Here is a 25659-nt window from a genome sequence, read left to right on the forward strand (position 1 = left end):
TTAACAAGTGGCCCGGCAATTTCGGAGAATATCAGCAGTGTATGCAAAAAAGAGACGACTGTTTTAAGATAACATGTCATCTTCTATCGAATTTCTGCCAATTACATTTTTCCGGCAGCCATTTCATCGCCCTCTTATGCCCGTACCAATACTGAATCATACGCAAATAAACATGCCCGATATGGTGCCCGATGCGCAACATCCGGTCCGTATGCGTGCAAGAAATCTTGGCCCTTCAGCCATATTGCAAGCGCATACCCATGCGTGGGGACAGGTGACTTATGCGTCCGAGGGCACCCTGCGTGTTTCCGTTGGGAACAGTACTTGGATAGTGCCACCCCTGCGCGCGATTTGGATTCCGCCGCAAGTGGTACACGAAATCAAGACGCTGGAAAAATCCCAACTGCGAGCGCTGTATATCCATTCCAGCGCCATGCCATTTCGCGGGGATCAATGCATCGTCGTTGAAGTGTCGTCGCTATTGCGTGAGCTGATCGCCGCTTTATCGAAGGCCGATGAAGAGACATTACGCGCGTCGCTGATAGGCCAACTCATATTGAGCGAATTAGCCGATTCCGAAACGCAGGCAATACGCGTTGCTTTACCCACAGAAAAACGGTTAATCGTCTTATGCAAAGCCTTGCTGGATGATCCCGGTTCAGCCATGACGCTGGGCGATTGGGCCCAGCATGTCGGCGCATCAGAAAGAACTTTGGCACGTTTATTTGAGCGGGATTTGGGCATTACATTTGGCCAATGGCGCCAGCAAATAAGGCTGGCCCATGCTGCGCCGATGATCACCCGTGGCATGCCTTTATCGATGGTCGCTTCCGAATTGGGCTATGCCAGCCAATCGGCATTTTCGGCAATGTTCAAAAAAACTTTTGGCGAGTCGCCATCAGTTTTCTTTATGCCGAAAAAAAGCCGCTTAACCAAACAAGTTAAGCGGCAATAATAGTGTTTAGCGCTACATTAACGCTATTTAGTGATCGTTACAATAATCGTTATTGCGGAACAGTATCTTTAAACGATGGACGCTCGGACAATTTTTCTAATAATTTAGTCAGCGTTGGATAGGTCTCACGCCATTCAATTTCAGGGAATCTAAAGCTAATCCAGGCTAATGCGCAACCAACCGCGACGTCCGCCAGTGTGTAATGATTTCCCGAACAAAATGGTTTTTCACCCAATCCAGCTGCCATTGCTTTTAAACCGGCATCGACTTTACGCTGCTGACGGGCGATCCAGACTTCGCTTTGTTGTTCCGGCGTGCGCTGCAAACGTTCCAACCGCATTAATACGCCAGCCTCCAGAACACCATCGGCCAACGCCTCCCAGCATTTGACTTCTGCGCGCTCACGCGTATTGGCAGGAATCAATTTACCGACTGGTGTCAGCGTATCCAGATATTCCACAATCACATGCGAATCAAACATCGCGCCGCCATCTTCCATAATCAGGCAAGGCACTTTGCCAAGCGGATTTGAGATCTGGATTGTGGTGGTTTCTGCCCATACATCTTCGAGCACAAATGTATAGTCGAGTTTCTTTTCCGCCATGACAACGCGGACTTTACGCACATAGGGACTACCTAGGGAACCGATCAGCTTCATACGCTACTTATAGAAATAATTGGACACGATTATAGCATCGGGGTTTGCCATTTTCGGCATCTCCCATCCCCGCCGGTGTGCAAAACAACAGATCGAAGAGGCCGCAAATGGTAAAATTCGGCTCTGATTGCATCGTCGAGGTGTACTTCGGTTTATGGTTGGCCTGCGTTCTTGGGCACCATCCACGACAAAATACATGCAAACGCACACGATATCTCATGCAATAGTTGTGCCTAAGAAGTATCCGGCGCTTTGATTCACTCTTTCTGACCAACATTACTATGTCCCTTACCGCACTTTCTGCTCTGTCCCCGCTGGATGGTCGTTACGCCGCCAAAACCGACAAACTGCGCCCAATCCTGTCCGAAGCCGGTTTCATGCACCACCGCGTTAAAGTAGAAATATCGTGGTTACAGGCACTTTCCAACGCTGGTTTTAGCGAAATCAAGCCATTTTCGCCTGCCGCAAGCGCCCAACTAGACAAAATCGCTGCAGAATTCACTGAAGCAGATGCAGCCCGCATCAAAGAAATCGAAGCCGTCACCAATCACGATGTTAAAGCGGTTGAATACTGGTTAAAAGAGCAAGTTAAGGACGTGCCTGAACTGGTAGCAGCCTCCGAATTCATCCATTTTGCTTGCACCTCGGAAGATATCAACAATACCTCGCACGGGATGATGCTGAAGGCCGCCCGCGATACGGTGTTGCTGCCATCCTTGCACCAGTTAATTGCTAAGCTCACCGGATTGGCGCACGAAAACGCTGAACTCCCAATGCTGTCACGCACCCACGGCCAGCCAGCCAGTCCAACCACGCTAGGCAAGGAAATGGCAAACGTCGTCGCCCGCTTGCAACGTGCGGCCAAACGCATCGCTGAAGTCGAGATTTTGGGCAAAATGAATGGTGCGGTCGGCAATTACAATGCGCATTTGTCTGCTTATCCAACTTTTGACTGGGAAACTTTTTCCAAGAACGTGATCGAGCAGCGCCTCGGCCTGACCTACAATCCGTACACCATCCAAATCGAGCCACACGATTACATGGCTGAATTGTTTGATGCCGTAGCACGCACCAACACAATACTGCTGGATCTGAATCGCGATATCTGGGGCTATATCGCCCTAGGTTATTTCAAACAGCGCCTGAAAGCCGGGGAAATCGGTTCGTCGACGATGCCGCACAAAGTTAATCCAATCGACTTTGAAAACTCCGAAGGCAATCTGGGCATGGCGAATGCCGTTCTCAAGCACATGTCGGAAAAATTGCCGGTATCGCGCTGGCAGCGTGACCTGACTGACTCGACCGTGCTGCGCAATATCGGCGTTGGATTGGGCTATTCTTTGCTGGCTTACGATAGTTGCTTGCGCGGCTTGAACAAGTTGGAAGTGAATCCATCGCGTTTAGCCGAAGATCTGGATGCAACTTGGGAAGTATTGGCAGAGCCGGTGCAGACCGTGATGCGCCGTTACGGTATCGAAAATCCGTACGAGCAATTGAAAGAACTGACACGTGGCAAAGGCATTTCCAAAGATGCACTGCGCGCGTTCATTCTGAACCTGGCGATTCCGCAAGACGCGAAAGATCTTTTGTTGGCAATGACCCCTGCAAACTACATCGGCTATGCGGCTGATCTGGCTAAGAAAATCTAAGCACGTTTTTTAAGCACCATGCAAAAATGGCTACCGTTTTCGGTAGCCATTTTTTTTGCTCTCACTGAAGCAGACTTCAGATCACCGGCGCTAACGGTATTTCTGCTGCACCCATCCAGCCTTCGATTGCAGCCAAGTGCCACTTTCCGGCCCCCAGCAATACCAGTTCCTGCGCATGAAATACCGCCAGACTGCTGCGATGTCCTACGCTGACCAAAATAACTTGTGGCAGCGATTCGCGCACCAATTGATACATCGCATGTTCCATTCCTTCATCCATCGCCGAACTCGCTTCATCCAGGAACAACACTTGCGGGCGGCGCAGCAACACGCGGCCAATTGCCAGCCGTTGCTGTTCGCCTAGCGATAAAATATTGCTCCAATCGGCTTCATCGTCCAGCCTCGGGATCAAATGCGCTAGCTGACATTTGCGCAGCACGTCAGCGGCGTCATCATCATTGGTCTGGGCAACGCTGGGATAAAGCAAAGCGGTACGTAGCGTGCCCAAAGGCAAATAGGGTTTTTGCGGCAAGAACAACGCGTGCTGGGAATCTGGGCGCACGATGCTGCCGTCGACATAAGGCCATAAACCGGAAACAGCGCGCAGCAATGTCGTCTTACCAACACCTGAACGACCTCGGATGAGCAGCGATGCCGCGGGTGCCAGATGCAGATTCAAGTTCTCAACCAGCATGGTCTGTGCCGGGCTTTTCACCGTCAGTCCATTCACTTCGAACGCATTTTGCTGATAACCAATCTGCGCGCCCGGTAATTTTGCCGCCGCATCAATTGAATCGAGATAGCCGGTCAGACGATTCATGGTGGCGCGGTAACTGGCAAAATCATCGTAAGCGTTACGGAAAAACGATAGCGCGTCCTGCACCTGACCAAAGGCCTGCGCCGTTTGCATCATGTCGCCCAGCGTAATTTGCTTACTAAAAAAACGCGGTGCTTGAATAATTAAAGGAAATACTACGGCGACCTGGCTGACTACCAAATTCAGCCCCTGGAATTTGAGTGATCGCGAGACAATCGCCCACATATTCGCAATCAGGCTGCTAAATCTTGCTGCCAACGTGCCGCGCTCGACGCTTTCTCCCCGAAAAAAGGCAATACTTTCGGCGTATTCGCGGATGCGTACCAAGGCATAACGAAAGTCCGCATTGAATTTTTCGCTCAAGAAAGATAAGCGCATCAATGGGTGACCGACTTTGATAGCAAAAATCGTCGCAATCAATACGTAGATGTACACAAGAAATACCATTGCACGTGGTATCTCCATACCGAACATGGCCAACGCGCCTGACAAACCCCAGAGGATGAAACTGAACGAGAATAAAGACACCACTGAATCCAGCACGCCCATCGACAGCGCCAGCGAACTGGCGACAAATGACTCGACATCCTGCTGGATACGTTGATCGGGGTTATCGATTTTTTGAGCGACAAACTGGGTGCGGTGATAGGCTTGATTGGCAAACCAGCGATCGACTAAATTGTTGGTAAGCCAGACCCGCCAATGAATCAAAAATGCCTGCCGAACGTAAAAATTTACCAAGACACGGAAGACATGGATCGTCGCCAGCACCGAAAATATGATGACCATGGTCCAAAATGCTTTGGCATCGAGCTTTTGCAAAGCGCTGTAAAGACCATTACTCCAAAATGAAAACAAGACATTCATGCGGACCGAAAACAGTGTCAGGAAAACAATCACCGCTAACCAGAACAATGGCCACTTGCTGCGGCCCGGTCTGAAAAAATCCCAGGTCAGACGGCCGAATTGACGGCCCCACACAGTAAAGCGCGACAACAACCAGACAATCAGGCTTACGCAAACAATGCTGATAATGAAAGCTTTCCCTAACCAGATCAAGCTCAGCAGCACTTCGTTATTCCAATCCATCTTTACTCCTGCCCAAGTTTTCGGAAATGACACATTACGATTGATAATCGTCCAAAGCTATCAGGAAAATACACGAGCAAGCGGCACAATTTATGCCGCCGTCCGGCCTGAAGAGACTGACTGCCAGCAATTATGGCGGTTTAACGTTTCTTTTGCTTCAGGCTACGATAGAGCGAATGCGATAGACGCATCGGCGTGCTCCGGCAAACAAATGCTCCTCTCTACTCACCTCAGCGCCACCGCCCACAACTTCTTGAAATAGCTCGAGTTCGGACCGACAAAAGCCCTGACAAGTTCTTGCGGCTGCGCAAATAGGGCAATGATCTTCTATCAGCAACCAATCTGCGCCATCGCGTTCAACCGTTGCCATATAGCCCTCGGCCTCGCGTAGCGAAGCCAATTTCGCTAGTCTGTCCTCCACTGCCGTCAGTCCTTCGCAGGCTTGAAAATAAGTTACCCGCAGCGTATCTTCGCGCTGACTAATCAGTTTTTCCAAGCCACTCTCGCCAAATAATTGCCTGACTGAGCCAATCAGATCGACCGTCAATTGCGCGTGCGTATCGGGAAAACGGGCATGGCCAGTGGCGGTCAGCACCCAATTTTGGCGCGGTCGCCCAGCGCCTGAAGAGGCCTCTTGCAAACCGGCAACCAAATGACCGGAGAACAGTTTCTGCATTTGCAGACGCGCGGCTTCAACCGTGATGTCAAGTTCTTGCGCAAGGGTCGCGGTCGAAGCGGCGCCTTTGGTCTTCAGACGCAAAAGAATACGGTCGGCGGTAGATTGCGCTTCGCTATTATCCAAGTTATTTCTTGTATATTCCATTTTTCGGCTTTACACTCCGCAATATCCAACTAATTTCTTGGATATTAAAGCCGATTAATGCAATTGTCGAGGTGCACTTGAAGACCCTATCCACCGCCGCTCCCACTTGGGGAGATTTACTCGCCGGTCGCAATGCTTTGCGCGCCATCGCACTGACCGGCGGCGTCGCTCTGCACGCCATTAATGTTCACATTGTGACCACGATATTGCCATCGGTCGTGCGCGATATCGGAGGGCTGCCTTATTACGCCTGGAACACCACGCTGTTTATAGTCGCCTCGATTCTTGGCTCCACGCTCTCCACAAAATTGATCGATATATTCCAGCCACGCGCTGCCTATTTATGCGCACTGACATTGTTTTCCATCGGTACGATAGGCTGCGCGACGGCCCCGACAATGGCATGGTTATTAGTCGGCCGTAGCGTTCAGGGCTTGGGGGGCGGAATTCTGGCAGCTCTCAGCTATGCGTTGATCAGGATCGTATTTGAGCAGCGCTTATGGTCGCGAGCGGTGGCGCTAGTTTCGGGCATGTGGGGCATTGCGACGCTATTCGGACCTGCGGTGGGTGGCCTATTTGCCCAAACCGGCAACTGGCGGCTGGCATTCTGGGTGCTATTACCAATCGCAGCGTTGCAAGCCGTGATCGTTAGCAGTCAACTCGATAGTCGTCAGGATAACGCGGCAGACCGCGGAACGCTGCGAGTTCCCTTCGGTAAAATTTGCTTGCTGGCCGCATCGGTATTGGTGATCGCTATCGGCGACTTATTCACGCAAACGATAGGAAAAATCATCGGCGTCGCCATCGGTTTGGGCCTCGGCATTTTGTTGGCCTGGCTGGATCAGCGTGCAACAGTGCGGCTATTGCCCAGCGGCGCGTATTCGCTTCACTCGCCGCTGGGGGCCATTTTTGCGTGCGTCTGTCTGTTGATGATGGGTACCACGACTGAAATTTTTGTGCCCTACTTTCTGCAAGTAATTCATCTTCACACACCGCTAATGGCCGGTTATATGACCGCCGCCATGGCAGGTGGCTGGAGCATCGCATCGCTCATCAGCTCAAGTCGCAACGGTATCGCCGCTGATCGAATGATTCGCATTGGTCCTGTGTGCGTGGCGCTGGCGCTGATCGTGCTGGCAATCGTCATGCCAGAGCACGACCGTCTGCCGTTGGCATTAGAAACGACAATATTGGTCATCGCCTTAGCCGGAGTCGGCTTTGGCGTAGGACTCGGCTGGCCGCATTTGCTGACACGTGTCATGAAAGCCGCGCCGGTCGGAGAAGAAAATCTGGCCTCATCCGCCATCACGACGGTGCAACTGTATGCGATGGCTATCGGTGCGGCATTGGCTGGTCTGCTGGCAAATACCGCAGGGCTATCGACGCCGGGTGGATTACGTGGCGCAAGCAGTGCTGCATATTGGCTATTCGGCAGCTTTGCGATTGCGCCGATATTAGCCATTTGGCTAAGTCGCAGGATGCTACCTCCATCATTTCATTGATGACAAAAGTGGCCGCAAAACGATGGTCGCGCTAAACCTCTGAATAAAGCCAAGAAAAATAAACGGTCATTTAACATGTGTTAATCGCCATAAAAAAACCAGTCCGAAGACTGGTTTTTTTATCGACTGCGCTTAAACGACCGCGCCTTCTGTTTCATCTTTTTCCTTGATCGGCTTGATCAAGTCTTCACGCTTCACGCCTAGCCACATGGCAAGCGCTGCGGCGACGAACACCGAAGAATAAATACCGAACAAAATACCGATAGTCAGTGCCGCAGCAAAATAATGCAGGGTCGGGCCACCAAAGACCAGCATCGACAACACCATGATTTCAGTACTTCCGTGGGTAATAATAGTCCGGGAAATAGTGCTGGTAATCGCATGATTCAAGACATCCGGCGTCGCCATTTTTCCGAACTTGCGGTCCCGGAAAGTTTCACGTACCCGGTCAAATACCACGACCGATTCGTTCACCGAATAACCCAGTACCGCCAGCACCGCCGCCAATACCGTGAGTGAAAACTCCCACTGGAAGAACGCAAAAAATCCCAAAATAATCACCACGTCATGCAAGTTCGCGATAATCGCGGCAACCGCATATTTCCACTCAAAGCGAATCGCCAGGTACAGCATGATGCCGACCACAACGAACAGCAGCGCCATCAAACCATCGTGCGCCAACTCATCACCCACCTGCGGACCGACAAACTCATTCCGTTTCAATACAACATCAGGATCTTTAGCCTTCAGTGCATTCAAAACAGTTTCGCTTTGTTGCGATGAACTAACGCCTTTTTTAGCTGGCAAGCGGATCAAAACGTCTTGTGCAGTCCCAAAACTTTGAATCTGATTGTCGGTAAAACCGATATCCTCAACCGTTTTGCGGATGCCCTCAATATTCGCTGGCTGGCTATACGTGACCTCCATCACCGTACCGCCGGTGAACTCGATCGACAAATGCAGACCTTTATGAAAAAGGAAAAACACTGCCAAGACAAACGTCAGCGCCGACACCACATTCAAAATCAATGCGTGGCGCATAAACGGAATATCTTTTTTAATTCGGAAAAACTCCATCACATTCCTTTCGGTTCGACCTTGCCATTTTACTCATCCAGTTAAGGGTAAATATAAAATGGCAGTACGGTCATATCAACATCTATTTTTGCGGTTTTTTGGTCTGTTTAGCGCCTGTTATTAGCGCGCCATTCAGTCACTTTAAAAACCGGGTAATGGTCTTTTCAATCGTTATTCGCCGGGATGCCAGACTTTTCCAATCGACAAAGTCGTCAGTTTCTTGCGGCGGCCGTACCACAAATTAGCCAAGCCACGCGAGAAGAACACCGCCGAAAACATTGAAGTCAGAATACCCAGACAATGCACCACGGCAAAGCCGCGAATCGCACCGGAACCAAAAATCAGCAATGCGACACCGGCAATCAATGCCGTCACGTTGGAGTCAAGAATGGTATGCCACGCATGCTCAAAACCTAATGCAATTGCCGCCTGAGGAGAATTTCCCTTACGCAGTTCTTCACGTATCCGTTCATTCACCAGCACGTTCGCATCAATCGCCATACCCAGCGTCAGCGCGATCGCGGCGATACCGGGCAGCGTTAAAGTTGCCTGCAAAGTCGACAATACCGCTACTAGCAGCAACAGGTTGACCGACAATGCGATCACACTGAATGCACCGAACAGCAAGTAATAAGAAATCATGAATACTGAAACAACCAAAAAGCCATACAAGGTTGAATCAAAACCTTTTTTGATATTCTCAGCACCAAGTTGCGGTCCGATAGTACGTTCTTCGATGATTTCCATCGGTGCAGCCAGCGAACCGGCGCGCATCAGCAAGGCCAGATCAGCGGCGGCTTGCGGAGTACCCATGCCGGTAATCTGGAAGCTGGAACCCAATTCGCTTTGAATCGTTGCGACCGTCAGGACTTCGCCCTTGCCTTTTTCAAACAGCACGACAGCCATCGCTTTACCGACTTTATCGCGTGTGGCAGAGCGCATCTTACGACCGCCATCGCCGTTCAAATCGATGCTGACCGCTGGTTGGTGATTCTGGTCGAAAGACACCGAAGCGTTAGAGATATAGTCGCCGGTTAACACAGGATCTTTGTACAGGATGACCGGTGCATTCTTACCGACCTTGAACAGTTCGGAGCCAAATGGTACGGCGGCAGTTTCTTCAGTGCCACGCGTGACCGACTCATCGACCATGCGTACTTCCAGCGTCGCGGTACGACCAATGATGTCTTTAGCGCGCGAAACATCTTGCACACCTGGCAACTGCACAACGATGCGGTCTGCACCCTGACGTTGAATAATCGGCTCGGCAACACCTAATTCATTCACGCGTTTGGAGAGGGTCAGAATATTTTGCTGTACACCTTCATCGGTAGTTTTTTTCAATACGTCCGGCTTCAACGTGGCGATCAGCTTGATATCCCCGCCCGCCGGTCCGTCTGTCAGCGTCAGATCAGGCAATTGCCCTGATAACAAATCCCTGGCTTTGCTCAACGTATCTTGATCCGGGAAGCGCATCTCAATTGCGTCGCCGTTACGGTCGATGCCGCTATAGCGAATATCCTTGTCGCGCATAATGCTGCGGGCGCTCGATTGCAGGCCTTGAATACGCTTGTTTGCCACGGCCTTTACATCGACTTGCATCAGAAAATGCACACCGCCGCGCAAATCCAGCCCCAGAAACATCGGGAACGCATGGATGCTTTGCAGCCATTGCGGTGTGTTTGGGACCAAATTGAAGGCGACGACATAAGTCGGATCGGTAGGGTCGGTATTTAATTCTTTTTCCAGCAAGGCCTTAGCCTTGAACTGGGCATCGGTATCGGCGAAACGCGCACGTACAGAACCTTGCGGACCGGCGTCATCAAAAACGATACTGAGGGGCGCCAAATTGGCTTGCTGGAGGACTTGCTCCACCCGTCCGCTCAGCGCGCTGTCTACCTTCAGGGTAGATTTTCCGCTGCTGATTTGCACCGCAGGTGATTCGCCAAAAAAGTTCGGCAGTGTGTACAGCACGCCAAACAACAGCGCGAAGACGATCACAATATATTTCCAGAGGGGGTAGCGATTCATAGTGTTTCAGCGTTTTGTGTGAGTCCGCAACTTGCTACAAACTCTTACTTCTATAAATGGTGCCCGATGCTGACTGGGACGCTTGGTGAAATGGGACGTGCCGCATTTCAGGATCAACCCAAAAAAATACTGGCCGGCAACGGAGTTTGCTGGTTTTCATACCCAATAGCGAGACACCATTGGTAAAAACGATGATAAACCGGTGTATCTCGGCTAACGGCCATTTAACTTTTTTGCAGCTAATAAATAAGTACGACACCAACCTATGGACCTGATCATGTGAATAAAGCGCCCCAAGAGGCGCTTCTCGATCAGCGACCAAAGACGCCAATTACAGCGTCTTGATCGTGCCCTTAGGCAGCAATGTCGTTACTGCACTTTTTTGCAGAGTAACTTCAGTGCCACTAGCAATTTCCAGCGTGACATAACCGTCAGCAACTTTCGTTACTTTGCCCAATATGCCGCCAGCTGTAACGATTTCATCGCCCTTGCCCAGTGCATCCATCATGGATTTTTGCTCTTTTTGACGTTTCATCTGTGGACGAATCATCAGGAAATACAGTACAACAAACATCAAAATGATCGGCAGGAAGCTGGTCAGATTGCCACCAAGGCCAAAAGGGCCGGCAGAAGTTGTTGCGGCAGGCGCAGTCTGCGCATATGCAGTAGTAATGAACACTAGAATGCTCCAAAAAAGTGGTTGTTTTAAAATAACTTCGCATTTTAGCATTGGGCGGTGCAGGAATCGCATTCTGCTTATGCTTGGCGTGTCAATGGGGAAGTTTATTACTATAAAGCGATACTTTAATCTCAGACTCCGCGCGCCCGGTCCGCGTGGAACAGAGCCACAAAACTGGTAAAACGTTCCTCATCCAGCGCATTACGGATGTTTTGCATCAAATCCAGGTAGTAATGCAGGTTATGGATAGTATTCAGGCGGGCCCCGAGAATTTCACCGGTGCGATGCAAATGATGCAAATAAGCGCGGGAGAAATTCTTGCAGGCATAGCAACCGCAACTTTCATCCAGCGGCTGCGTATCTTCTTTATAGCGCGCATTTTTAATTTTCACGTCACCAAATCGTGTAAATAACCACCCATTACGCGCATTACGGGTCGGCATCACGCAGTCAAACATATCGACGCCATTCTGAACACCGGCGACCAAGTCCTCCGGCGTGCCGACCCCCATTAAATAATGTGGTTTGTTTGCCGGTAGTTTTGGCCCGATATATTCCAGCACGCGCATCATTTCTTCTTTTGGCTCGCCGACCGACAAACCGCCAATCGCAATGCCATTGAAATCCAGCGCATTCAAACCGGCCAGAGATTCTTCCCGTAAGTGTTCAAACATACCGCCCTGCACAATGCCGAACAAGGCATTTGGATTTTCGCCGCCCTTGAACTCATCTTGCGAGCGTTTGGCCCAGCGCAACGACATCCGCATCGACTCGGCGGCCTCAATCTGCGTCGCAGGACGACCGTCGATTTCATAGGGCGTGCATTCATCAAACTGCATCACAATGTCGGAATTCAAAACTTTCTGAATCTGCATCGACACTTCTGGTGATAAAAACAACTTATCGCCATTAATCGGTGACGAAAACTTTACGCCTTCCTCAGTAATCTTACGCATCGCTCCAAGAGAAAATACTTGAAACCCGCCGGAATCAGTCAGGATCGGCTTATCCCAACCCATGAATTTGTGTAAGCCGCCAAACTTCTTGACGACTTCGATACCCGGTCGCAGCCAAAGGTGAAAAGTGTTCCCTAAAATGATGTGCGCGTCGATTTCTTTCAGTTCCAGCGGCGACATGGCTTTCACCGAACCATACGTCCCGACGGGCATAAAGATTGGCGTCTCGACGATTCCGTGATTCAGCTTGACGCGGCCGCGGCGTGCTTTTCCTTCGGTTTTTAACAACGTAAATTCAAGCATAGAGATTCTTTAAATGTTTTTTTGAGTGGTCAGCAGCATGGCATCGCCATAACTGAAGAAACGATACTGTTGCACAATCGCGTGTGCATACGCTGCTTTGATCACGTCATAACCGGCAAAAGCCGAAACCAGCATCAGCAACGTCGATTTTGGCAGATGGAAATTGGTGATCAGACGATCCACCGTCTTAAAACGATAACCCGGCGTAATAAATAGCGCCGTATCCGCGCCGCCAGCCTGCAATTCGCCCGATTGCGATGCCGATTCCAGCGCCCGCAAGCTGGTCGTGCCCACCGCTACCACGCTCCTGCCAGCAGCCTTGGTTGCACGTATCGCCTCTACGGTCGCGACATCGATGGTGTACCACTCTGTATGCATTTTATGATCTGCGAGGTTTTCTGTGCGCACTGGCTGGAAGGTGCCCGCGCCGACGTGCAGCGTAACATAGGCAAAATTAATCCCTTTTTGACGCAAACGTTCGAGCAACGCCAGATCGAAATGCAAACCGGCTGTCGGGGCCGCTACCGCCCCCAACTCCTTTGCATAGACGGTCTGATAACGGGTTTCATCGAACGCATCCGCGGTGTGTTCGATATAGGGCGGCAACGGCAACCGACCGTGTGCCTCAATCAATTCGAACACGTCAGTCGGAAAAATCAGCGTGAAAAATTCGCCTACGCGCGGACCGACGGTGACATCGAAAGCCTCCGCCAGACGTATGTTGGTTCCCGTTGGCGGCGATTTTGATGCCCGCACCTGCGCGTGGACTGTACGATTATCGAGCACACGTTCAACCAGCACTTCGACGTTGCCGCCGGTGTCTTTCACACCGAAAAATCGTGCTTTTAACACCCGTGTATCGTTAAAAACCAGTAAATCGCCGGGCAACAATAGATCAACCACGTCGGTGAACTGACGATCAATCAACGCCGCGCCATTGGTATTATCAACATGCAATAAGCGCGAAGCGCTGCGCTCAGACAGCGGCAATTGGGCAATCAGTTCAGGTGGGAGCGTGAAATCGTAATCGGAAAGAGAATGCATACTTAACTAAGGCCAATAAATAATTAATAAAAAATCAAAACATGCGTTCAAGGCCAAATTTCAAGACTTCTCCACCTTACGCATGCAGCAAGTAGCCTTTACAATGGCAACCGAAAAGACTCTCTCGGAGTGCAGCGCCAACTATTACCGACTATCGGAATCGTTCATCAGCGCCGCATTTATCTCGAACAACCCGCTATTTTACGCCCAGCCGCTCCATTTACGGCCTATATGCCCGACCCAACGCGAAAATCAACTCCACCCAATAAGTCTGGCAAGGCCGTCAAAGCCCCGGCTGCAAGTCGTGAAACCAAGCTGGCACGGCTTGGCCTACGCACCGATATGGATCTGGTGCTGCATCTTCCGATGCGTTACGAAGACGAAACCGAAGTCGTGCCGATTCATCAGGGAAATATGATGGGGACCACGGTTGCGCAGGTAGAAGGCATCGTCACCAGCTGCGATATCCAATATCGACCGCGACGCCAGCTGGTGGTAACACTGGCCGACGATAGCGGTCAGCTAATGATGCGGTTTCTGAATTTTTACGGTAGCCAGACCAAACAATTGGCAGTCGGCACTCGGGTGCGCGCACGCGGTGAAATTCGGCATGGTTTTTTCGGTGCCGAGGTGGTCCATCCAACCTACAAGATCGTGCTTGAAGGGGCCCCGCTACCGAAGGCGTTGACCCCGGTTTATCCATCAGGCGAAGGATTATCGCAAATTTTCCTGCGCAAATCGATCGTCGATGCGATGCAAAAAATCGAATGGCGCGATACTTTGTCGCCAGCGCAGCTACAGACTTACCAATTAACGACTTTTGAGGCCGCGGTCCGACTGCTACATAATCCCCCGCCAGAGATCGATGAAGGCGCGCTGGAAGATCGTTCACATCCTGCATGGGTAAGGATGAAATTTGACGAATTACTGGCACAACAATTGTCATTGAAGCGCGCACAATTTGAGCGTCGGGCGCAAAATGCCCGTGCATTGCCGCTAGTGGGAAAATTGTCCAAGGCTTTTCTGAAGACCTTGCCGTTCAAACTGACTGGCGCGCAAGAACGTGTCATGGCAGAGATTCGGGCTGACATCAAAGAGTCATTTCCTATGCAGCGTTTGCTACAAGGCGATGTCGGCAGCGGCAAAACCGTGGTGGCGGCACTGGCGGCCGCGCAAGCGATCGACAGCGGGTTTCAAGCAGTGTTAATGGCACCGACCGAAATTCTGGCTGATCAGCATTTCCGTAAAATCGCGGCCTGGATGGCGCCATTGGGCATCAGCGTGGCGTGGCTTACGGGAAGCCTGAAAAAGAAAGAAAAACAGGCATCGCTAGAACGCATCGCCTCTGGACAAGCGCAATTGGTGATTGGTACGCATGCGTTGATTCAAGAGACGGTGCAATTTGCCAAGCTCGGTCTGGTAATTGTGGATGAGCAGCACCGTTTCGGCGTAGGCCAGCGCTTGACGCTACGACAAAAATCAGCAACCGAAAGCAATGGCGAGAGCGAACGTCACGGCGTCGCCTCTGACATCGTTCCCCATCAATTGATGATGAGCGCCACGCCGATCCCACGGACCCTGGCGATGACCTATTACGCCGATCTGGAAATCTCGGTGATCGACGAATTACCGCCAGGCCGCACGCCGATCGTCACTCGCAGCGTCGATCAGAATCGGCGCGATGAAGTCATTGAGCGGGTCCACGCGGCGGCACAAGAAGGACGCCAGGTATATTGGGTCTGCCCGCTGATCGAAGAGTCCGAAGCCTTACAATTACAAACTGCCACCGAGACTTACGCCATGCTGGTGGAAGCGCTGCCCGATTTGCAGGTCGGCCTGGTGCATGGACGTTTGAAACCGCTTGAAAAACAGGCCGTAATGGAGGCTTTCATCGCAGGCCAGATTCACGTACTGGTCGCCACCACGGTGATTGAAGTCGGCGTCGATGTGCCGAATGCCTCGCTGATGGTGATCGAACATGCCGAGCGTTTTGGCTTGTCGCAATTGCATCAATTACGCGGGCGGGTTGGACGTGGGACCGCTGCCAGCGTATGCTTGCTGCTGTATCAAAGTCCATTGGGCCTGATCGCCAAGCAACGCCTGATGACAATGCGAGAAACCACGGACGGTTTTGAAATTGCACGGCGTGATCTGGAAATACGCGGTCCCGGAGAATTTTTGGGCGCGCGCCAGTCAGGACAAGCGATGTTACGCTTCGCCGACTTGAGCACCGATCAATGGATAGTCGATCAGGCCAGTGCGCTAGCCGAACAGTTATTGCATCATCCAACGCCAGAAAACGTGACGACGGTAGAATGTCATCTGACACGCTGGCTGAATGGCCGGGAGGATTTTCTGAAGGTATAAGTGACAGAAAAAGTGCTTCTTAGGTGCGATTTAAGTATGCCTAGGGGGCACTTTCGGTGCAGCTTTTATCGCATCCTGTCCATCAAAATGTGTCGCCGGCTCCGACCGGTTATCTGCGATTTAAAAAATATACGAAGATAACAACATGACTCTGACCGAATTGAAATACATCGTGGCAGTAGCCCGCGTAAAGCATTTTGGGCACGCCGCTGAAGCTTGCTTCGTCGCCCAGCCGACTTTGTCCGTCGCCATCAAAAAATTGGAAGACGAATTAGGCGTCGTGATTTTTGAACGCGGCGGCAGTGAAATTTCTGTCACGCCGTTAGGCTTACAGATTGTCGCCCAAGCTGAGCGCGTATTGGAGCAGACCGCCACCATCCGCGAGATTGCCAATCAAAACAAAGATCCACTAGCTGGCCCGCTGCGATTGGGCATCATCTATACCATCGGACCTTATTTGCTGCCGCCATTGGTCAAAACCATGATCGATCGCGTGCCGCAAATGCCGCTGGTTTTGCAAGAAAATTTCACCGTCCGGCTGCTTGAATTACTCCGTCAGGGTGAGTTGGATGCCGCGATTATGGCGCTGCCATTTCAAGAACATGGCTTGATGGTGCAGCCGCTGTACGATGAAGAATTCGTCGTCGCTCTGCCGAAAGATCACGCATGGGCCAGTCGCGAAAGTATCCGCGCCGAAGATCTGAAATCCGAAACCATGCTGTTATTAGGCAACGGTCATTGCTTCCGCGATCAGGTGCTGGAAGTCTGCCCGGAAATGTCGCGCTTCTCTACCACTGGCGACGGCATCGCCCGTACCTTCGAAGGTTCGTCGCTGGAAACCATTCGCCATATGGTGGCCTCGGGCATCGGCATTACCGCCTTGCCCCAAGCATCCGTGCCAGACCTCAACACCAAAGTTGGCAATCTGCGTTACATCCCGTTCTCGTCGCCACGGCCATCGCGCCGGGTAGTGATTGCATGGCGTAAAAGCTTTACCCGCCGCGCTGCAATCGAATCGGTACAGCAAGCTGTGCTAGCTTGTGGTTTGCCGGGCGTGACTTTTTTACGGGATGCCGAAGCGACTGAAGGCTAATAACCTAAGTGTCAAGAAGATGGCACTGCTAAAAGGGAGCTGCCTTCTTTTGCGCCAGCTTTCCCTTCGACCTATTCAGCCACAGAGCAGTCATAGGCTGGCGCGCCTTACATCGAACAATTAGAACTATTAGAACAATCAGCACATCATGAACCGACTCAAACTGTATTTTCAACTCATCCGGCTCGACAAACCCATCGGCATCCTGCTATTGCTGTGGCCAACGTTGATCGCTCTGTGGCTTGCCAGTGCAGGCAAACCCGACTGGAAAATCGTCGTCATTTTCTGCGTTGGCACAGTCCTGATGCGCTCCGCTGGCTGCGCAATCAACGACTATGCCGACCGCGACATTGATAAATTCGTCGCTCGCACCGTGCAGCGCCCGATTACCAGCGGCAAAATCGCAGGCTGGGAGGCATTGATGGTGGCCGCCGTTCTGGCGCTGCTAGCATTGCTGCTCATTTTGCCGCTGAACACATTCAGCAAACAACTATCGGTGGCAGCAGTCGTGATCGCTGGCACCTACCCCTATTTCAAACGTTTTTTTGCCATTCCGCAGGCTTATCTGGGCATCGCATTTGGCTTCGGCATCCCGATGGGCTTTGCCGCAGTACAAAATTCTGTGCCACTGGCAGCGTGGGTCTTACTCATTGCAAATATTTTTTGGGCGATTGCTTACGATACCGAATACGCGATGGTCGATCGTGAAGATGACCTTAAGATCGGCATAAAAACCTCGGCCATTACCTTCGGTCGTTACGATGTTCTGGCGGTAATGGTATGTTATGCGGTCAGCTTCGGCATCGTGTTCCTGGTCGGACGACAATATGGGTTGCAAGGCTGGTTTAACGTCGGTTTGTTGGTGGCCGTGGCTTTTGCCGTTTATCACTACACACTGATACGCAAGCGGGAACGCGCTGGCTGTTTTGCAGCGTTCCGACATAATAATTGGCTGGGTGCGGTACTATTTTGTGGCGTTGCACTAGACTATGCACTACGATAATATTTACCAAATATCATTTTTCTACATTTTTCACTAATACGTTATCCCGATAATTCGCTTGCTCACCCACATGAAAGAGGTAAATCATGGCTATCAATAATGAATCAGTAAAAGACGCCCGCGACAATCTAGCAGGTGGCCTGAAATCTGTTATCCAGGATGCGCAAGATCTGGTGGATACCACCGGCGATCACGTTGAGGACCGCTACCAGCAAGCACGCGAACGTTTGAAAGCTGCATTGCAGACAGCGAAATCGGAGCTACCGAAAGTCACAAAAAAAGCGGTTGAAAAAAGTAAACACGCCGCCCATGTCACTGACGAATACGTTGGCGGCAACCCATGGAAAGCCGTCGGCGTTGCTGCTGCAATCGGTTTGCTGGCTGGGGTTGTGATTGGCCGCAGCAAATAAATACAAGCTTTAACTACGAAAAAAGCGCGCATCGTTATCCGATGTGCGCTTTTTTTTGTCCGGAATACCCACTGCATTGCCCTTCGGCAATATCCTTATTCGCATCCGACAAATTTAATCTCGGCCAAATTCTTCGCCCAGTTCTTTACCGCGCACCGCAGCCGCTTTCGCCGCCGCCACGATGGCCGCCTTCACCCCGCTAGCTTCGAGACTTTGCAGTGCCGCGTAAGTCGTTCCGCCCTTTGACGTCACGCGCTCTCGCAATACCGAGATCGGATCCGCCGATTCTGCCGCTAAATGTGAAGCACCGACAAAGGTCGCCAGCGCCAGCGCATTGCCCTGCGCCGGCGTCAATCCCAATTCCTGCGCCGCTTGTTGCATCGCTTCAATAAAATAAAACACGTAAGCCGGACCGCTACCAGAAATCGCGGTGACCGAATCGATCAGCGCTTCATCGTCCAACCACACCGTCTCGCCCACTGCCCGCAAAATAAGATCGGCGGTAGCGCGCTGTTGCGCGGATACGCCCGCAGTTGCCACCATTCCCGTAATACCTTTACCGATCAATGCTGGCGTATTCGGCATGCAACGGACGATGGCAGCATGGCCATTTAACCAGCGCGACAAATCCTTCGACTGAATCCCTGCAGCCACCGACAACACCAATTGGCCAGACATAAACGGCAATAACGCGCTCACGACTTGCTGCATTTGTTGCGGCTTCACCGCTAAGACAACAACATCGCTGCGGCTAACGACTGCATCAATCTCGGTCGCTGTCGTCACACCAAATTGGTGCGCTAGCTTCTGTAACGCATCCGCATTTAAATCGACCACATGAATATTGGCAGCATCGGTGACAGTCCCTGCCAACCCGCCAATCAATGCAGTGGCCATATTCCCGCCGCCGATGAAACTGATCTTGCACTTGTTTTCCATGTATTTTGCCTATGCGGTGAAATGTTATCTGTAAATAATAGGATTAAATTTGCTGCGGCGATTTAAGCAAAATACTTAGCAGCCATCGCCAACAATCGCAAAATCCTCTCAGGAGTAATCCCGTTTTCCAAAAATAGCGCTGCCGATACGCACAATCGTCGCGCCCTCTGCAATCGCCGCGTCCATGTCGGCCGACATTCCCATCGACAAAGTATCCAGCGCCAATCCATTTTGTTGCAATTTTAAAAATAACTCTCTAACCTGCCTGAATGCTGCCCGTTGCTGCGTCACGTCGGCAGTCGGTTCCGGGATCGCCATCAAACCGCGCAACGTCAAACGTGGCAACACCGCGATTATTTGCGCTACAGCCAGCGCCTGATCGGGGGCGACGCCGCTTTTGCTAGCCTCGCCACTGATATTCACCTGTAAACAGACATTTAAGGGAGGCAATTCCGGTGGCCGCTGATCAGACAGGCGTTGCGCGATTTTTTCGCGTTCTATCGTATGCACCCAATCGAAATGCTCGGCAATCGCTTTGGTCTTATTACTTTGAATTGGCCCGATGAAATGCCATTCAATCCCATCTGCTGTGGGAAAAGCAGCTCGGGCGGCCTTGACCGCAATCATCTTATCCAACGCTTCTTGCAAGTAATTTTCGCCAAAAGCGCGCTGACCAGCCTCCGCTGCGGCCAATACTGCATCCGCGCCAAAGGTTTTGGATACGGCCAATAGCTTGACACTGTCTGCCGGACGCGACGCCATTGCCGTGGCGTTGCCGATAATTTCGTGTACAGCTTGCAACTTTTCGGGGATTGAGAACATAATCTAGGGAGGAGCTTTAGCTTTAAAATGACAGTTCAGCACGTCTTTAAATGTAATGCGAGATCAGTACAGCTAGCTTTTCCTGCACTGCTTTGCTGACACATACCAAAAATAACACAGGGATTATAAATGGACATTACCGAACTTCTGGCCTTTTCGGTCAAGAACAAGGCTTCCGACTTGCATTTATCTGCTGGTCTACCACCGATGATTCGGGTAAATGGCGATGTCCGCCGTATTAATCTGCCGCCGCTGGATCACAAAGCTGTGCACGACATGATTTATGACATCATGAATGACGGTCAGCGCAAGATTTACGAAGAAAATCTCGAATGCGATTTTTCATTTGAAATTCCAGGATTGGCGCGATTTCGGGTGAATGCCTTTAATCAGGATCGCGGAGCAGCAGCGGTCATGCGGACCATCCCGTCTAAAATTCTGACACTGGAACAACTCAACACGCCGCGTATTTTTACTGAATTAGCGCTAAAACCGCGCGGTCTGGTATTGGTGACCGGCCCAACCGGCTCAGGCAAATCAACCACGCTGGCAGCGATGGTAAATCACGTCAATGAAAATGAATATGCGCATATTCTGACGATTGAAGACCCTATTGAATTTGTCCATCAATCCAATAAATGCCTGATTAATCAACGTGAAGTCGGTCCGCATACCCATTCCTTCGACAATGCGTTACGTTCGGCATTGCGGGAAGATCCGGATGTGATTTTGGTGGGCGAACTACGCGATCTGGAAACTATACGATTGGCGTTGACGGCGGCTGAAACCGGACATCTGGTATTCGGCACACTGCATACCTCTTCCGCAGCAAAAACCATCGACCGTATCGTCGACGTGTTTCCAGGTGAAGAAAAAGAAATGGTGAGGGCGATGCTGTCAGAATCATTGCAAGCCGTCATTTCGCAAACATTGTTGAAGACAAAAGACGGCACCGGACGCGTAGCAGCGCACGAAATTATGTTGGGAACCCCGGCTATCCGCAGTTTGATTCGGGATAGCAAAATCGCCCAAATGTATTCAACGATACAAACCAGCAGCAATGTTGGCATGCAGACATTAGACAGCAACCTGACTGAGCTGGTGAAACGCAATATTATTTCCGTCGCAACTGCACGTGCCGCGGCCAAAACGCCAGATAACTTCCCAGGCTAACAAGCCTAAAACCAGGTCAGCGTTCGTAGTCTCAGCTACACTGACCTAGTCATTAGAGATAAAGCTCAGCGCAAAAAACCTGCATCTATTGTTATGACTCTGCCGTATACATGGCGGTCAGTATGGCGATAACAAGCTGGAACACCAATAGCGCCTGCGCACCGATCCTGGTTGCGCAGTAAGATCAAATATAGTTCTTAATAGCCACTCTCGACTAGGTCAGGAAACATCATGGAACGTGATCAGGCTACAAAATTCATGCACGACTTATTGCGCTTAATGGTCAGTAAGCGCGGTTCAGATCTTTTTATCACAGCAGATTTTCCACCCGCATTCAAAATCGATGGAAAAATTACGCCGGTATCAAATCAGCCACTGACCGCTGCGCACACCATTGAATTGGCGCGCGCTATCATGAACGACAAGCAAGCGGCCGAATTTGAGGCCACAAAAGAATCCAACTTTGCAATCAATCCCGGTGGCGGTGGGCGATTTCGGGTCTCGGCATTTGTTCAGCAAGGGCGAATCGGGCTGGTGTTACGCACAATTACTACCGAAATCCCAAATTTTGACGAACTTGGCTTGCCAGACACGCTAAAAGAAATCTCGATGACCAAGCGCGGCCTGGTGATCATGGTGGGCGCTACCGGATCGGGCAAATCGACCACTTTAGCCGCGATGATCGGGCATCGGAATGCAAACAGTTACGGCCACATTATTACGCTCGAAGATCCGGTCGAATATGTGCATCCGCATAAAAACTGCATAGTTACCCAGCGCGAAATCGGCGTCGATACAGAGAGCTGGGGAATCGCCCTGAAGAATACTTTGCGCCAAGCGCCGGATGTCATCTTAATCGGTGAAATCCGCGACCGCGAAGCGATGGACTATGCAATTGCTTTCGCCGAAACCGGTCATTTATGCTTGGCAACGCTGCACGCAAACAATGCCAATCAGGCGCTAGACCGGATCATTAACTTCTTTCCAGAAGAAAGACGTACGCAATTATTGATGGATCTTTCATTGAATTTGAAAGCGGTCGTATCGCAACGTTTGATCCCTCTCAAAGCGACCAAAGGGCGCTGCGTTGCGGTCGAAGTCTTGTTAAATTCTCCGCTGATATCCGATTTGATTTTCAAAGGCGATGTGCATGAAATCAAAGAGCTGATGAAAAAATCACGCGAACTTGGGATGCAAACGTTTGATCAGGCTTTGTTTGATTTATTCGACGCCGATAAAATTACTTACGAAGACGCATTGCGCAATGCCGACTCAGTCAACGATCTTCGGCTTGCCATCAAGCTGAATAGCAAAGATGCCAGCACACGCAATCTGTCTGCTGGTACTGAACATTTGGGGATACTATGAGCAACCAGACGAATACAACGAACGCAACTGACACCGCCAATATCTACAATTTCACTGTTGAGCGATTGGATGGCACACCGACTACTTTGAGCGAATATCGCGGCAAAGTGGTACTGATCGTCAATACCGCGAGTAACTGCGGTTTCACGCCGCAATACAAAGGGCTGGAAGAAATTTATAACAAATACCGTGCTCAGGGATTTGAAGTGCTTGGCTTTCCGTGCAATCAGTTCGGCGCACAAGAACCAGGAAACGCGGAAGAAATTGGCGCCTTTTGTGAAAAAAATTACGGCGTCAACTTTCCTTTATTTGCCAAAATCAATGTCAATGGTGAGCAAGCCGCGCCGCTCTATCAATATCTTAAAAATGCCGCGCCGGGCTTGTTAGGCATTGAAGGCATCAAATGGAATTTTACGAAATTCCTGATCAACAAAGACGGCACTGTGTTTGATCGTTACGCGCCGCAGACCAAGCCGGAATCACTGAGCGGCGATATCGAAAAATTGCTTTCTGCCTAAAAAAAACGCAGCCTCAGGGCTGCGTCAAAGTACTGCGGAGATATCCGGAAAAACGGTCGCGTCATACTGCCTGAAAAACGTATAGCAGCGCGGCCAATGTGCCACCAAGAAGCGAACCGACAACCGGCACAAAAGCGTAACCCCAATCACTGTCGCGTTTGCCTGGAATCGGCAGCAGCGCGTGCATCAAGCGAGGCCCCAAATCACGGGCAGGATTAATCGCATACCCGGTAGTGCCTCCCAACGACACGCCGATACTCATTACCAGCAGCGCTACCGGCAGTGCATCCAGCGCGCCTAAACCATATTTTGGCGACGCGATACTTAACACGCCGCACACCAAAACAAATGTACCGATCACCTCGGACACCAAATTACCGAAAATGTTCCGTATCGCCGGTGCGGTGCAAAATACTGCCAGTTTGGTATCGCCGCATGGCGTTTGCTCAAAGTGCTTACGATAAACTAACCACACCAAAAATGCGCCCATCATGCCGCCGAGCATTTGGACTGCGACATAACCCGACACGTCAGACCATGCGAACTTACCGGCAACTGCTAACGCCACAGTCACCGCCGGATTAAGATGCGCTCCGCTTGCTGATGCCACCGTAAAAACGCCCACAAATACCGCCATTGCCCACCCAACTGTAATGACGATCAACCCGCCGTTATGGCCTTTGGTCTTATTTAGAATCACATTCGCGACAACGCCATTTCCCAACAGAACCACCAGAGTGGTTCCTACAAACTCACCTAACAACGGATGCATATTTCAAATCTTTCAGTAGTCGGCCAGACAACAGACGTGTCAAACCATCGCTATAAATAGCGAGCAATGGTAATCACAGGAATAAACGTGACTTAGGCCTTATCGTCAGCCCAGGCGGTGGCGGCGACAATAGCCCGCTGCCAGCCCTTGATATTGGCTTTGACCTCTGCGGCGGGCAGGTCTGGATGAAAGCGGCGATCTAGTTGCCATTGGCCGCGGACATCTTCGGTGCTGCTCCAATAACCGACAGCAAGACCGGCCAGATAGGCAGCGCCCAAGGCGGTGGTTTCCGTGACTTTTGGCCTGACCACATCAACGCCTAAAATGTCGGACTGAAATTGCATCAGTAAATTATTTGCCGTCGCGCCACCGTCGACCCGCAATTCAGAAATAATAATGCCAGAGTCAGCCTCCATCGCTTTCAGCACATCCATCGTCTGATAGGCAATACTGTCTAACGCTGCGCGGGCATAATGCGCTGAAGTAGTGCCGCGCGTGACGCCAAACACGGTGCCACGCGCATTCGGATTCCAGTGCGGCGCGCCTAAACCTGCAAACGCTGGGACCAAATAGACGCCATCGGTATTTTTGACGCTGCGCGCCAGGCTTTCAACTTCGCTCGACTCTTTAATAATGCCCAGACCATCTCGCAGCCATTGGACCACCGCGCCACCGATAAAAATACTGCCCTCCAACGCGTACTGCACCTCATCCCCGATCTTCCAGGCGATGGTCGTCAGCAAATTATTTTTTGAGACGATAGGCGTCGTGCCGGTGTTCATCACCATAAAGCAACCGGTGCCATAGGTATTCTTGACCATCCCCGGCTCGGTACACATTTGCCCAAACAATGCTGCCTGCTGATCGCCTGCAATACCGGCTATCGGAATCCCATTTTCTTCGGTGTAGCCATACACTTCACTGGATGACTTGACCGCTGGCAACATGCTGCGTGGCACCCCCATAATCGCAAGTAATTCGTCATCCCAATCCAGCGTATGAATATTGAATAACATCGTGCGCGAGGCATTGGACACATCGGTGATATGCAATCGGCTGGCCGTTAAATTCCAGACCAGCCAGGTGTCAACGGTACCGAAAGCTAGGCGACCTTGATCAGCCATTTCTTGTGCGCCTTCGACGTTGTCTAAAATCCAGCGTATTTTTGTTCCGGAAAAATAAGAGTCCACAAGCAAGCCGGTTTTTTCACGGATGGTCTCTGCCAATCCGCGACTTTTCAGATCATCGCAAAATGACGCCGTGCGACGGTCTTGCCAGACAATCGCGTTGTAAATAGCTTTACCGGTTTCGCGATCCCAGACTATCGTCGTTTCACGCTGATTAGTAATCCCGATGGCGGCAATCGACGAACCGTTAAGACCGATATTGGTAGTAGCTTCGGCGGCCACCCCAACCTGGGTCGACCAGATTTCTTGTGGATCATGCTCAACCCATCCCGGCTGCGGATAGATTTGATGGAATTCTTTTTGTGCGGACGACACGATATTGCCCTGCCGATCAAACAGAATCGCACGCGAACTAGTAGTGCCCTGATCAAGGGATAATATGTATTTGTCTTTCAACTTGCCGACTCCAAGGGTTTCGATACGC

At 51.0% G+C, this 25659-nt stretch carries 22 protein-coding genes; 10 read left to right on the top strand and 12 right to left on the bottom strand.

Annotated features, from left to right (window positions below):
- The first annotated feature begins 172 nt into the window (after window positions 1-172).
- Window positions 173-955 carry a helix-turn-helix domain-containing protein gene (locus C7W93_RS12675; protein ID WP_225869824.1) on the top strand — a complete coding sequence of 261 codons (783 nt, stop codon included), beginning with the start codon at window positions 173-175 and terminating at the stop codon, window positions 953-955.
- 49 nt (window positions 956-1004) lie between these two features.
- Here the strand turns inward: C7W93_RS12675 and C7W93_RS12680 are convergent, their stop codons facing one another.
- Entirely contained in the window at window positions 1005-1613 is a 609-nt protein-coding gene (locus C7W93_RS12680) for a glutathione S-transferase family protein (RefSeq protein WP_108440332.1), read from the bottom strand.
- A gap of 281 nt (window positions 1614-1894) precedes the next feature.
- Here C7W93_RS12680 and purB point away from each other — a divergent pair, with 281 nt between their 5' ends.
- Window positions 1895-3262 carry an adenylosuccinate lyase gene (gene purB, locus C7W93_RS12685; protein ID WP_108440333.1) on the top strand — a complete coding sequence of 456 codons (1368 nt, stop codon included), beginning with the start codon at window positions 1895-1897 and terminating at the stop codon, window positions 3260-3262.
- A 76-nt stretch (window positions 3263-3338) separates the two neighbouring features.
- On the opposite strand, the gene C7W93_RS12690 is transcribed toward purB, so the two are convergent.
- Together C7W93_RS12690 and C7W93_RS12695 are read right to left on the bottom strand one after the other, a co-directional pair.
- Window positions 3339-5168, bottom strand: a complete 1830-nt coding sequence (locus C7W93_RS12690) for an ABC transporter ATP-binding protein/permease (RefSeq protein WP_108440334.1) — start codon at window positions 5166-5168, stop codon at window positions 3339-3341.
- Between the two features lie 157 nt (window positions 5169-5325).
- A complete protein-coding gene (locus C7W93_RS12695; protein WP_108440335.1) occupies window positions 5326-5991 on the bottom strand; it encodes a metalloregulator ArsR/SmtB family transcription factor in 666 nt (221 codons plus the stop codon).
- 77 nt (window positions 5992-6068) lie between these two features.
- Here C7W93_RS12695 and C7W93_RS12700 point away from each other — a divergent pair, with 77 nt between their 5' ends.
- A complete protein-coding gene (locus tag C7W93_RS12700) occupies window positions 6069-7493 on the top strand; it encodes an MFS transporter (protein ID WP_108440336.1) in 1425 nt (474 codons plus the stop codon).
- Window positions 7494-7625: 132 nt separating this feature from the next.
- On the opposite strand, the gene secF is transcribed toward C7W93_RS12700, so the two are convergent.
- The 5 genes from secF to queA all read right to left on the bottom strand — a co-directional run bounded on the left by secF (window position 7626) and on the right by queA (window position 13583).
- Window positions 7626-8570 (bottom strand): protein translocase subunit SecF, encoded by a 945-nt coding sequence (gene secF / locus C7W93_RS12705; RefSeq protein WP_108440337.1) that lies wholly within the window; start codon window positions 8568-8570, stop codon window positions 7626-7628.
- 171 nt (window positions 8571-8741) lie between these two features.
- Window positions 8742-10601 (bottom strand): protein translocase subunit SecD, encoded by a 1860-nt coding sequence (gene secD / locus C7W93_RS12710; RefSeq protein WP_108440338.1) that lies wholly within the window; start codon window positions 10599-10601, stop codon window positions 8742-8744.
- A gap of 331 nt (window positions 10602-10932) precedes the next feature.
- A complete protein-coding gene (gene yajC, locus C7W93_RS12715) occupies window positions 10933-11331 on the bottom strand; it encodes a preprotein translocase subunit YajC (protein ID WP_108440339.1) in 399 nt (132 codons plus the stop codon).
- A gap of 80 nt (window positions 11332-11411) precedes the next feature.
- Window positions 11412-12539: a tRNA guanosine(34) transglycosylase Tgt gene (gene tgt / locus C7W93_RS12720; RefSeq protein WP_108440340.1), complete on the bottom strand. Its 1128-nt coding sequence runs from the start codon at window positions 12537-12539 to the stop codon at window positions 11412-11414.
- A 9-nt stretch (window positions 12540-12548) separates the two neighbouring features.
- Complete coding sequence (queA, locus tag C7W93_RS12725) at window positions 12549-13583, bottom strand: tRNA preQ1(34) S-adenosylmethionine ribosyltransferase-isomerase QueA (RefSeq protein WP_108440341.1); 1035 nt, start codon at window positions 13581-13583, stop codon at window positions 12549-12551.
- A 231-nt stretch (window positions 13584-13814) separates the two neighbouring features.
- Between queA and recG the strand changes: the two genes are divergently transcribed.
- From recG to C7W93_RS12745, 4 genes are all read left to right on the top strand, one after another.
- Window positions 13815-15950 (top strand): ATP-dependent DNA helicase RecG, encoded by a 2136-nt coding sequence (recG, locus tag C7W93_RS12730; protein WP_108440653.1) that lies wholly within the window; start codon window positions 13815-13817, stop codon window positions 15948-15950.
- Between the two features lie 145 nt (window positions 15951-16095).
- Window positions 16096-17043, top strand: coding sequence for a LysR substrate-binding domain-containing protein (locus C7W93_RS12735; RefSeq protein ID WP_108440342.1), 948 nt, complete (start codon window positions 16096-16098; stop codon window positions 17041-17043).
- A 148-nt stretch (window positions 17044-17191) separates the two neighbouring features.
- Entirely contained in the window at window positions 17192-18046 is an 855-nt protein-coding gene (gene ubiA / locus C7W93_RS12740) for a 4-hydroxybenzoate octaprenyltransferase (RefSeq protein WP_108440343.1), read from the top strand.
- 86 nt (window positions 18047-18132) lie between these two features.
- Window positions 18133-18456 (top strand): YqjD family protein, encoded by a 324-nt coding sequence (locus C7W93_RS12745; protein ID WP_108440344.1) that lies wholly within the window; start codon window positions 18133-18135, stop codon window positions 18454-18456.
- Between the two features lie 114 nt (window positions 18457-18570).
- On the opposite strand, the gene proC is transcribed toward C7W93_RS12745, so the two are convergent.
- Window positions 18571-19395, bottom strand: coding sequence for a pyrroline-5-carboxylate reductase (gene proC, locus C7W93_RS12750; protein WP_108440345.1), 825 nt, complete (start codon window positions 19393-19395; stop codon window positions 18571-18573).
- Window positions 19396-19503: 108 nt separating this feature from the next.
- Window positions 19504-20217 carry a YggS family pyridoxal phosphate-dependent enzyme gene (locus C7W93_RS12755; protein ID WP_108440346.1) on the bottom strand — a complete coding sequence of 238 codons (714 nt, stop codon included), beginning with the start codon at window positions 20215-20217 and terminating at the stop codon, window positions 19504-19506.
- Window positions 20218-20346: 129 nt separating this feature from the next.
- Here C7W93_RS12755 and C7W93_RS12760 point away from each other — a divergent pair, with 129 nt between their 5' ends.
- The 3 genes from C7W93_RS12760 to C7W93_RS12770 all read left to right on the top strand — a co-directional run bounded on the left by C7W93_RS12760 (window position 20347) and on the right by C7W93_RS12770 (window position 23276).
- Entirely contained in the window at window positions 20347-21390 is a 1044-nt protein-coding gene (locus C7W93_RS12760) for a type IV pilus twitching motility protein PilT (RefSeq protein ID WP_108440347.1), read from the top strand.
- A 231-nt stretch (window positions 21391-21621) separates the two neighbouring features.
- Window positions 21622-22758: a PilT/PilU family type 4a pilus ATPase gene (locus C7W93_RS12765; RefSeq protein WP_108440348.1), complete on the top strand. Its 1137-nt coding sequence runs from the start codon at window positions 21622-21624 to the stop codon at window positions 22756-22758.
- The gene (locus C7W93_RS12770) at window positions 22755-23276 is read left to right on the top strand and encodes a glutathione peroxidase (protein ID WP_108440349.1); all 522 of its coding nucleotides are present in this window, start codon (window positions 22755-22757) and stop codon (window positions 23274-23276) included. Before C7W93_RS12765 ends, C7W93_RS12770 begins: the two co-directional genes overlap by 4 nt.
- Window positions 23277-23337: 61 nt before the next feature.
- Here the strand turns inward: C7W93_RS12770 and C7W93_RS12775 are convergent, their stop codons facing one another.
- Both C7W93_RS12775 and glpK read right to left on the bottom strand, forming a co-directional pair.
- Window positions 23338-24048 (bottom strand): MIP/aquaporin family protein, encoded by a 711-nt coding sequence (locus tag C7W93_RS12775; protein ID WP_108440350.1) that lies wholly within the window; start codon window positions 24046-24048, stop codon window positions 23338-23340.
- 92 nt (window positions 24049-24140) lie between these two features.
- Window positions 24141-25631: a glycerol kinase GlpK gene (gene glpK, locus C7W93_RS12780; protein ID WP_108440351.1), complete on the bottom strand. Its 1491-nt coding sequence runs from the start codon at window positions 25629-25631 to the stop codon at window positions 24141-24143.
- Window positions 25632-25659: the final 28 nt, after the last annotated feature.

The sequence above is a fragment of the Glaciimonas sp. PCH181 genome (genome assembly GCF_003056055.1).
Lineage (GTDB): Bacteria > Pseudomonadota > Gammaproteobacteria > Burkholderiales > Burkholderiaceae_D > Glaciimonas.